Annotated in this window: 11 protein-coding genes; 5 read left to right on the forward strand and 6 right to left on the reverse strand. The window is 67.2% G+C overall.

Going from position 1 to position 9,444, the window contains the following annotated elements; all coding sequences use genetic code 11:
• Window positions 1–72: 72 nt before the first annotated feature.
• Window positions 73–441, forward strand: a complete 369-nt coding sequence (locus AC1DOC_RS08045) for a FecR family protein (RefSeq protein WP_259347697.1) — start codon at window positions 73–75, stop codon at window positions 439–441.
• Window positions 438–1,055 carry an OmpA family protein gene (locus AC1DOC_RS08050; protein ID WP_018906187.1) on the forward strand — a complete coding sequence of 206 codons (618 nt, stop codon included), beginning with the start codon at window positions 438–440 and terminating at the stop codon, window positions 1,053–1,055. Before AC1DOC_RS08045 ends, AC1DOC_RS08050 begins: the two co-directional genes overlap by 4 nt.
• A gap of 34 nt (window positions 1,056–1,089) precedes the next feature.
• Here AC1DOC_RS08050 and tyrS read toward each other — a convergent pair whose 3' ends face one another.
• Window positions 1,090–2,322, reverse strand: a complete 1,233-nt coding sequence (gene tyrS / locus AC1DOC_RS08055; protein WP_478129638.1) for a tyrosine--tRNA ligase — start codon at window positions 2,320–2,322, stop codon at window positions 1,090–1,092.
• Window positions 2,323–2,479: 157 nt separating this feature from the next.
• Between tyrS and AC1DOC_RS08060 the strand changes: the two genes are divergently transcribed.
• Window positions 2,480–3,820: a M23 family metallopeptidase gene (locus AC1DOC_RS08060; protein WP_412511946.1), complete on the forward strand. Its 1,341-nt coding sequence runs from the start codon at window positions 2,480–2,482 to the stop codon at window positions 3,818–3,820.
• A gap of 31 nt (window positions 3,821–3,851) precedes the next feature.
• Window positions 3,852–4,979 (forward strand): anhydro-N-acetylmuramic acid kinase, encoded by a 1,128-nt coding sequence (locus tag AC1DOC_RS08065; protein WP_015867436.1) that lies wholly within the window; start codon window positions 3,852–3,854, stop codon window positions 4,977–4,979.
• Window positions 4,980–4,995: 16 nt separating this feature from the next.
• Here AC1DOC_RS08065 and mdtD read toward each other — a convergent pair whose 3' ends face one another.
• From mdtD to rplM, 4 genes are all read right to left on the reverse strand, one after another.
• A complete protein-coding gene (gene mdtD, locus AC1DOC_RS08070) occupies window positions 4,996–6,426 on the reverse strand; it encodes a multidrug transporter subunit MdtD (protein WP_478129639.1) in 1,431 nt (476 codons plus the stop codon).
• Between the two features lie 101 nt (window positions 6,427–6,527).
• Window positions 6,528–6,893 carry an iron-sulfur cluster insertion protein ErpA gene (gene erpA / locus AC1DOC_RS08075; RefSeq protein WP_007827949.1) on the reverse strand — a complete coding sequence of 122 codons (366 nt, stop codon included), beginning with the start codon at window positions 6,891–6,893 and terminating at the stop codon, window positions 6,528–6,530.
• Between the two features lie 179 nt (window positions 6,894–7,072).
• On the reverse strand, window positions 7,073–7,465 hold the full coding sequence (gene rpsI / locus AC1DOC_RS08080) for a 30S ribosomal protein S9 (protein ID WP_015867438.1): 393 nt from the start codon (window positions 7,463–7,465) through the stop codon (window positions 7,073–7,075).
• A gap of 12 nt (window positions 7,466–7,477) precedes the next feature.
• Window positions 7,478–7,909 (reverse strand): 50S ribosomal protein L13, encoded by a 432-nt coding sequence (gene rplM / locus AC1DOC_RS08085; RefSeq protein ID WP_015867439.1) that lies wholly within the window; start codon window positions 7,907–7,909, stop codon window positions 7,478–7,480.
• 217 nt (window positions 7,910–8,126) lie between these two features.
• Here rplM and AC1DOC_RS08090 point away from each other — a divergent pair, with 217 nt between their 5' ends.
• Complete coding sequence (locus tag AC1DOC_RS08090; RefSeq protein WP_015867440.1) at window positions 8,127–9,089, forward strand: 23S rRNA (adenine(2030)-N(6))-methyltransferase RlmJ; 963 nt, start codon at window positions 8,127–8,129, stop codon at window positions 9,087–9,089.
• 21 nt (window positions 9,090–9,110) lie between these two features.
• On the opposite strand, the gene AC1DOC_RS08095 is transcribed toward AC1DOC_RS08090, so the two are convergent.
• Window positions 9,111–9,444, reverse strand: a 334-nt coding sequence (locus tag AC1DOC_RS08095; RefSeq protein WP_478129640.1) for a septal ring lytic transglycosylase RlpA family protein, incomplete at its 5' end; no start/stop codon positions are given.

Raw genomic sequence — 9,444 nt, forward strand, 5'->3', positions numbered from 1 at the left:
GCTCAGGCGCAGGCGCCTGCGCCTGCGCGTCCTGCAGGCTCCATGCCCACTGCAGAACCACAGGCAGGGTTTGTGAAATCGGTGCGGGGCAACGTGCAGCTGCTCAGTACCGCCGGCACGCCCCGCGCGGCCAATGCGGGCGATGCGCTGGCCGCCGTGGACCGCATCGTGACCGGCCCCGATTCTTCCGCCTCCGTGGTCCTGCGCGACGACACCACGCTGGTGGTCGGGCCTTCGTCGCGGCTGGACCTGAAGGAATTCCATTTCAACGCCACCACGCACGAAGGCGGCGTGCTGGTCTCGCTGCTGCGCGGCTCGATGCGCATGATCACCGGGCTGATCGGCAAGACCAACCCCGACGCGATACGGGTGGAGACGCAGACCGCCACCATCGGCATTCGCGGAACCGACTTCATCGTGCAGAGCGACGGCCAGCCATGAGGAAGACGACGACGGACCGGGCCTTTCTTCTTGCTGCCACGCTGGCCACTGCGCTGCTGGCCGCATGTTCGACGCCGGGCACCCGCGTGGTGCTGCTGCCCCAGGCGGACGACAAGCCTTCTGCCGTGATCGTGCGCGCAAAGGACGGCGAGGAAGTTCTTTCCAAGCCCTATCAGCGCGCAACCGCTGCGGTAGGCGCCTCCGGCGCACCGGTGGTCGACCAGGCCGACCCGGCCAAGGTGCAGGCGGACCACAAGATCCTGTTCGACATGCGGCCGCCCGCGCCGCAGCGCTACACGGTGTACTTCGAAGTGGGCGGCACCACGCTCACGCCTGCGTCGCAGCAGGTCATGAACGAAGCGCTGATGGCCGCGCAAAGCCGCAGCGGCAGCGACATCGTGGTGACCGGGCACACCGACACCAAGGGCGCGCTCGAGCAGAACGACATGCTCTCGCAGCGGCGCGCGCAGGAAGTGGTGCAGCTTTTCGTGGAACGGCAGTTCCCGGCCAAGCGCATCGAGGCCGTGGGCCGCGGCGAGCGCGAACTCGCGGTACCCACCGCCGACGAGGTGGACGAGCCGCGCAACCGGCGCGTCACGATCGAAGTCCGCTGACAGCCAGGCGCGCGGTGCGCCGGCCGGCGGCCCCTCAGCCGAGGGTCACGCGCGCGAACTTGCGCTTGCCGACCTGCACCACGTAGCGGCCGGCGGGCAGCTTGAGCGCCTTGTCGCTGATCACCACGGAGTCGACGCGCACGCCGCCGCCGTCGATCAGCCGGTTGCCTTCGGAGGCCGAAGGCGCGAGCCCGGCCTGCTTGAGCAGCTGCGCAATGCCCAGCGGGGCCCCGCCCAGCGACAGCTCGGGAATGTCGTCGGGCACGCCGCCCTTGCTGCGGTTGATGAAATCCTGTTCCGCGGTCTCGGCGGCGGCCGCGCTGTGGAAGCGCGCGGTGATTTCCTTGGCCAGCGCCACCTTCGCATCCTTGGGATTGCGGCCGGCCGCGATCTCGGCCTTGAGCGCCTCGATCTGCGCGAGCGACTGGAAGCTCAGCAGCGTGTACCAGCGCCACATCAGCTCGTCGGAGATCGACAGCACCTTGGCGAACATGGTGTTGGCGTCTTCGCTGATGCCGATGTAGTTGTTCTTGCTCTTGGACATCTTCTCGACGCCATCGAGCCCTTCCAGCAACGGCATAGTGAGTATGCACTGCGGTTCCTGGCCGTATTCCTGCTGGAGATGCCGGCCGACGAGCAGGTTGAACTTCTGGTCGGTGCCGCCCAGCTCGAGGTCGCTCTTCAGGGCCACCGAGTCGTAGCCCTGCATCAGCGGGTAGAGGAATTCGTGCACCGAGATCGACTGGCCGGCCTTGAAGCGCTTGTTGAAGTCGTCGCGCTCCATCATCCGCGCCACCGTGTACTTGGCGGCCAGCTGGATCATGCCGCGGGCACCCAGCGGGTCGCTCCACTCGGAGTTGTAGCGGATCTCGGTCTTTTCGGGGTCCAGCACCAGGCTGGCCTGCCGGTAGTAGGTCTGGGCGTTGGCCTCGATCTGCTCGCGGGTCAGCGGCGGGCGGGTGCTGTTGCGGCCCGAGGGATCGCCAATGGTGGTCGTGAAGTCGCCGATCAGGAARATGACCYGGTGSCCSAGRTCCTGSARCTGMCGCATCTTGTTGAGCACCACCGTGTGGCCGATGTGGATGTCCGGGGCGGTCGGGTCGAGCCCCAATTTGATGCGCAGCGGCGTCCCGCTGGCTTCCGAGCGCTGCAGCTTGCGCACCCATTCATCCTGCGGCAGCAGTTCGTCGGTGCCCCTGAGCGATATTTCGAGCGCTCGTCTTACACCATCCGAGAGGCTTGTGGATGTAACAGATTCGGCATTCATAGGCTTTTTTAGCTGATTTTCAGGTTGCCGAAGCTATACTCAGCCCGACTTTTCTAGCGCCGAATTCTAAGCGGCGCTTTTTCCGCACCGCCCTGCCGCCCCGTCCGACCTGGGCTTTGCAGCGCGGATTTGCAGAACCTGAGCTGGAATTCATAGTTTGATCAACGGCATTCTCGCCGCCGAGGAGCTTTTGGCTTCTCGCGTGGCCTATACATTCCGGACCTATCCCAAGCAGATCACCGCAGTCATCGCGGCTGCCTTGCTGAGCGCCGGAACCCTGGCGGTGGCCTCCCTGGGCCCCGACGCCGCCGACCTCCCGGTGCAGCAGGTCCTCGAAGCGACCGCTCCGCTGTCCTTCGCCGAACAGAGCGAATCGCTGGAAAACTTCAGCTTCACGCTGTTTCGCACCGACATCACGCGCTCCAGCGACACGGCCGAGGCCCTGCTGAAGCGCCTGGGCATCTCCGACCCGGCCGCCACCGCCTTCGTGCGCGGCAGCAGCGAGGCCCGCAATGCCCTGTTCGCCCGCGCCGGGCGCACCGTCACGGCCGAAGCCACGCAGGAAAACCAGCTCAAGAAGCTGAGTGCCCGCTGGATTCCCGACGGCGACGGCGGTTTCAAGCGCTTCGTCATCGAGCGCACGCCGGTCGGCTTCGTGGCGCTCACCGAGCGCGACACGCTGACGCCGGGCACGCGCCTGGCCAGCGGCGTCATCCGCACCTCGCTGTTCGCCGCCACCGACGACTCCCGCGTGCCCGACGCGGTCGCCAGCCAGCTGGCCGACATCTTCGCGGGCGACGTCGACGTGCGCGCGCTGCGCAAGGGCGACCGCTTCGCCGTGGTCTACGAAACCTTCGAGGCCGACGGCCAGGCGCTGCGCAGCGGCCGCGTGCTCTCGGCCGAGTTCGAGAGCGGCGGCAAGGTGCACCAGGCCGTGTGGTTCCAGCCCCAGGGCCAAAAGGGCAGCTATTACCGCCCGAACGGCGATAGCCTGCGCAAGGCCTACCTGAGCTCGCCGGTCGAGTTCTCGCGCGTGTCGAGCGGCTTCGCAATGCGCATGCACCCGATCCTCAACAGCTGGCGCCAGCACAACGGCATCGACTTCGCAGCCCCCACGGGCACCGCGGTGCGCAGCGTCGGCGACGGCACGGTCGATTTCGCCGGCACGCAAAGCGGCTACGGCAACATCGTCATCATTAAGCACCGCAACAACCAGCAGACGGCCTACGCCCACCTGAGCCGCATCAACGTCAAGGCCGGCGAGAGCATCACCCAGGGCCAGACGATCGGTGCCGTGGGCTCCACCGGCTGGGCCACCGGCCCGCACCTGCACTTCGAATTCCGCGTGAACGGCGAATACCAGGATCCGACCTCCATCGCCCAGGAGGGCGGCGCGCCCATCACGGCGTCCCTGCGCCCGGCCTTCGAGCGCATTGCGGTCGGCGCGCGCACCGAGCTGGCGGCCGCCTTCTCGGTCATCCAGGCCAGCGCGGACTGAGCCCCGGCGCGCGGCTCGCCTTCCCATCGACGTGGCCGGCGAACTGTTCATCGGCCTGATGTCCGGCACCTCGCTCGACGGGGTCGACGGCGTGCTGGCCGATTTCGCGGATGGCCGCATCGCCGTGCGGGCCTATGCCACGGCGCCCTTTCCGGCCGCCTTGCGCGCCGAGCTGATGGCGCTCAACACCCCCGGCGACAACGAACTCCATCGCGCCGCGCTGGCCGGCAACGGCCTGGCCCGGCTCTATGCCGGCGTCGCCAGCCAGCTGCTGGCGGACAGCAGCACTCCCGCCAGCCAGGTGGCGGCCCTCGGCGCGCACGGACAGACGGTGCGCCACCGGCCCACCGAGTTCGACGGCGTCGGCTACACCCTGCAAATCAACAACCCCTCGCTGCTGGCCGAGCTGACCGGCATCGACGTGGTGGCGGACTTCCGCAGCCGCGACTTGGCCGCCGGCGGACAGGGCGCGCCGCTGGTGCCGGCCTTCCACCGCGCACTGTTCGCGCGCGCGGGCCAACCCGTGGCGGTGCTGAACATCGGCGGCATTTCCAACCTGAGCCTGCTGCCCGCGGCCGATGCGCCGGGAGAGCCGGCGGTGCTCGGCTTCGACTGCGGCCCCGGCAATGCCCTGATGGACCACTGGAGCCAGCTTCACACCGGCCAGCCCTTCGACCGCGGCGGCCGGTGGGCCGCCAGCGGACAGGTACTGCCCGGCCTGCTCGCACGGCTGCAGGCCGATCCGTATTTTGCGAAGGCGCCTCCCAAGAGCACCGGGCGCGACCTGTTCAATCCCGCATGGCTTTCCGCCTGCCTGGCCCCGGCCATCGGCGCGGCGCCCGCCGACGTGCAGGCCACCCTGACTGAATTCACCGCCAGCGTATGTGCAGCCGACGTCCTCCGCTATGGAAGCGATAGCAAGCTGCTGATCGTCTGCGGCGGCGGAGCGCTGAACGACCATCTGATCGAGCGCCTGCGCGCGCACTTGCCCGGCGTGGAAGTGGCCGCCTCCACGGCCCACGGCCTGCCTCCGCTGCAGGTCGAGGCCGCGGCCTTTGCCTGGCTGGCCCGCAGCACCCTGCGGCGCGAAGCCGGCAACCTGGCCAGCGTGACAGGCGCAAGAGGCGGGCGCGTGCTCGGGGCGATCTATCCGGCCTGACCGGGCGGAGTTGCCCTCACCCCTGGCCTGAAACTTCGGGCTGGGCGGGATGGGCGGCGCGCACTTCTGCTGGCAAATGCCAGAAGATCAGCGCAGAAGCGATCGTGACGAGCCCCATGGTGGCAAAAGTGGCCTGAAAGGCATCGAGCGTCTGCTTTGCCGTTTCGAGGCCAAAAACACCGTTGTAGCCGGCCAGCACTGCGCTCGCGGCCGCCACGCCAAGGCTCATTGCAAGCATCTGGACCATCGAGAGCAGGCTGTTGCCGCTGCTGGCCATGCTGCCGTCCAGGTCCTTCAGCGTGATGGTGTTCATGGCCGTGAACTGAAGCGAGTTGACGGCGCCGAAGGCCAGCAACTGCAGGATGTGCAGCGCGGCCGGCTGGTCCGGCCCGGTCAGGCCGAAGCTGCCCATCGCCAGGCCCACCAGCACGGTGTTGGCCACCAGCACCTTGCGGTAGCCGTGGCGCGTGATCAGCGGGGTCGCGAAACGCTTCATGGCCATGCCGGCCAGCGCGATCGGCAGCATCATGAGCCCCGCCCGAAGCGGCGAATAGCCCAGCGACACCTGCAGCAGCAGGGGCACCATGAACGGCATGCAGCTGCTGCCGAGCCGCGAGAACAGGTTGCCGAGCAAGCCGATGCTGAGCGTGGGCACGCCGAACAGCGAGGGCGAGAACAGCGGCTCGGGCCGGCGCGCGGCATGCAGCCAATAGGCCACCACGCTCGCAAAGCCGAACACCAGCAACAGCAGCACGCTGACCTGGCGCAGCCCCGCGCCCGAGACACCGTCGAGCGCCAGCGAGATCGCAACCATGCCGAAGGCCAGCATCGCATAGCCCGCGCCATCGAAGCGCCGCTGGATGGCCCCGCGCAGGTCGGGCATGAAGCGCAGCGTTGCCAGGCAGCCCGCCAACCCCACAGGCACGTTGATCRGGAAGATCCAGTGCCAGGAGGCGTACTGCACCAGCCAGCCGCCCAGCGTGGGCCCGAGCAGCGGCCCGATCAGCCCCGGAATGGCAACGAAGCTCATCGCCTGCAGGAACTCCCCGCGCGGCACCGTGCGCAGCAGCGTCAGCCGCCCTACCGGCAGCAGCAAGGCGCCGCCCAGGCCCTGCACCACCCGCGCAGCCACCAGCTGCCCCACGCCCACCGACAAGGCGCACAGGACGGAGCCGACGACGAACAGCACGATGGCCGAGAAGAACACGCGCCGCGTGCCGAACCGGTCGGCGATCCAGCCCGAGGCCGGAATCAGCATTGCCATGGTCAGCGCGTAGGCCACCACTACCGACTGCATGCGCAGCGGGCTTTCGCCAAGGCTCGCGGCCATGGCGGGCAGCGCGGTGTTGATGATGGTGGCGTCGAGCGTCTGCATGAAGAAGCCGATCGCCACGAGCCAGAGCAGGCTCTTGCGGGCAGGATCGATGGCCGTGGCGGCGGATGTCATGGGGCAGCGAGGGGGAGGGAAAAGCGGCAGGCAGCAAAAAGCCGCCCGAAGGCGGCTTTTTTCAAGGAACGAAGGCTGGCGGGGGCAGCATCAGCCCGGCATCAGGCCGAGAAGCTCGATCCGCAGCCGCAGGTGCTGGTGGCGTTCGGGTTCTTGATCACGAACTGGGCGCCCTGCAGGTCTTCCTTGTAGTCGATCTCGGCGCCGACCAGGTACTGATAGCTCATGGCATCGATCAGCAGCGACACGCCGTTCTTGGTCATGGTGGTGTCGTCTTCGTTGGTGATTTCATCGAAGGTGAAACCATACTGGAAGCCCGAGCACCCGCCGCCCTGCACGAACACGCGCAGCTTGAGGTCGGGATTGCCCTCTTCGGCGATCAGGTCGGCCACCTTGGCAGCCGCGCTGTCGGTGAAGACGATCGGTTCGGGCATCTGGGTCTGGATGTTTTCGGCAACAGCGCTCATGGGGGATAACTCCTTGGGGGCCGTACATGCGGCCAATGAACCAATGCTACTGCAATGCCGCATTCCTGGCTGGCGGATGGCAGCGAGCACCCAACGCAAGTGGGGTCGAACACACATCCGCCAAGGCCGCGGCAATGAAAAAGCCGCCCGGAGGCGGCTTTTGTTCGCAATGAACAGGATCAGCGCTTGCTGAACTGCTTGCGGCGGCGTGCAGAGTGCAGACCGACCTTCTTGCGCTCGACTTCACGTGCATCGCGCGTGACGTAGCCGGCCTGGCTCAGCACCGGCTTGAGGCTTGCGTCGTAGTCGATCAGCGCACGGGTGATGCCGTGGCGCGTTGCGCCGGCCTGGCCCGATTCGCCGCCGCCATTGACGTTGACCATGACATCGAATGCTTCGAGGTTGTTGGTCAGCACCAGGGGCTGCTTGGCAATCATGATCGAGGTTTCGCGGCCGAAGAACTCTTGGATGTCCTTGCCGTTGACCGTGATCTTGCCGGTGCCCTTTTTCAGAAACACACGGGCGACGCTCGATTTGCGACGGCCGGTGCCATTGTTCCATTCACCAATCATTCTCAAGGCTCCTTACAGTTCCAGCACTTTGGGCTGTTGGGCGGTATGCGGGTGCTCTGCACCACCGTACACCTTGAGTTTCTTGATCATCGCGTAGCCGAGCGGGCCCTTGGGCAGCATGCCCTTGACGGCCTTTTCCAGGGCGCGGCCCGGGTGCTTGGCTTGCATGTCGCGGAAGTTCGTGGCCGTGATACCGCCCGGGTAGCCCGAGTGACGGTAGTAGACCTTGTCGATCGGCTTGGCGCCGGTGACGCGCAGCTGGGCTGCGTTGATGATGACGATGAAGTCACCGGTATCGACGTGAGGCGTGTAAATGGCCTTGTGTTTGCCGCGCAAACGGAGAGCAACTTCGCTGGCTACTCGTCCGAGGACCTTGTCGGTCGCGTCAATCACAAACCACTCGTGCGTCACGTCCGCGGGCTTGGCGCTGAACGTTTTGGTCATGAGTTTTCTCTAAAAAAGAGGGTTTGGCGAGCCCTTTTCCACGGTCGGCGTTCCTCTGACGGGAATCTCTTAGGTGGGTTTGCACATGCCCGCAGGGCGGTAATGTGTCTCCGCCGCGGGGCTACAAAAACGCTGCGAAGCCCGCGATTATACGAAGAATCGGCCAATCGGGGCAAATTTGGGCCCAGCGGCCGTCCAAGCCGTTACCATCGACCCCATGTTCAGTTACCGCCACGCCTTCCACGCCGGCAACCACGCCGACGTGCTCAAGCACACGGTGCTGATTGCCACGCTCGACCACCTGCTCGAAAAAGAGGCAGCGCTGACCGTGGTCGACACCCACGCCGGCGCCGGCCTGTACCGCCTGGACGGCGACTACGCCGGCACCAGCGGCGAGGCCGCCGAAGGCGTGCTGCGCCTGCTGGCGGACAAGAAAGCACCTGCCGCCCCGGCCCCTGCCGCCAAATCCGCCGCCAAGTCCGCCGCCAAGAAGGCAGCCCCCGAAGCCGAGGCGCCCCTGGCCGATGCGATTGCGCGCTACCTGAGCGTGATCCACGACTTCAACCCCAAGGGCGGCGCCCGCATCTATCCGGGTTCGCCTTTCATCGTGCAGCACCTGCTGCGCGACCACGACAAGCTCAAGCTGTTCGAGCTGCACCCCACCGATGCCCGCACGCTGGACGCCAACATCGCCCAGCTCGAGGCGGGCCGGCAGATCGCGGTGCTGCGCGAGGACGGCTTCGGCAGCGCCACCAAGTTCCTGCCGCCGCCCTCGCGCCGCGCGCTGGTGCTGATGGACCCGAGCTACGAGATCAAGAGCGACTACGGCCGCGTGCTCGACTTCGCGGCCGAGGCGCTCAAGCGCTTTGCCACCGGCACCTACGCCATCTGGTATCCGATCATTCCGCGCCCCGAGGCGCACGACCTGCCGCGCCGGCTCAAGACCCTGGCCACCAAGGCCGGCAAGCCCTGGCTGCACGCCACGCTCACGGTCAAGTCGAGCAAGCTGACCACCACGCCCACGGGTGAAACCCAGCGCCCGGGCCTGCCGGCCAGCGGCATGTTCCTGATCAACCCGCCCTACACGCTGAAGCCGCTGCTTGCGGCCGCGCTGCCCCAGCTGGCGGAGCGGCTGGCGCAGGACCGGAACGCCACCTTCTCGCTCGACGCGGGCGGCTAGTCCCGGCGGTCTTTCGCTGCTTCAGCGGCGGCGGCGCTGTGGCACTTTCACCTGGCGGCGCGCGGGTGCGGGCGCAGCCGCCGGCGCCTGGGCCTGCGCCACGTCTTCCTCCACCTCGGAGCCGCCGCAGCGCATGCCCTCGCGGTCGATGATCGTCAGCGCCACCTGCTTGATGCCGAGCCCGATCAGCCCGATGCGCTCGGCCGCGCCGCGGCTCAGGTCGATGATGCGGCCCTGCGCATAGGGCCCCCGGTCGGTGATGCGCACCAGCACCTCGCTGCCGTTGACGAGGCTGCGCACGCAAACGCGGGTATTGAACGGCAAGGTCTTGTGGGCCGCCGTCATGGCCATCATG

The sequence above is a fragment of the Variovorax sp. 01T439_2 genome, from assembly GCF_056398445.1.

Coding starts and splice junctions, on each gene's coding strand:
- rpsI (WP_015867438.1), bottom strand. CDS start 7,465: ATGATTGGTGAATGGAACAATGGCACCGGCCGTCGCAAATCGAGCGTC.
- AC1DOC_RS08050 (WP_018906187.1), top strand. CDS start 438: ATGAGGAAGACGACGACGGACCGGGCCTTTCTTCTTGCTGCCACGCTG.
- rplM (WP_015867439.1), bottom strand. CDS start 7,909: ATGACCAAAACGTTCAGCGCCAAGCCCGCGGACGTGACGCACGAGTGG.
- AC1DOC_RS08090 (WP_015867440.1), top strand. CDS start 8,127: ATGTTCAGTTACCGCCACGCCTTCCACGCCGGCAACCACGCCGACGTG.
- erpA (WP_007827949.1), bottom strand. CDS start 6,893: ATGAGCGCTGTTGCCGAAAACATCCAGACCCAGATGCCCGAACCGATC.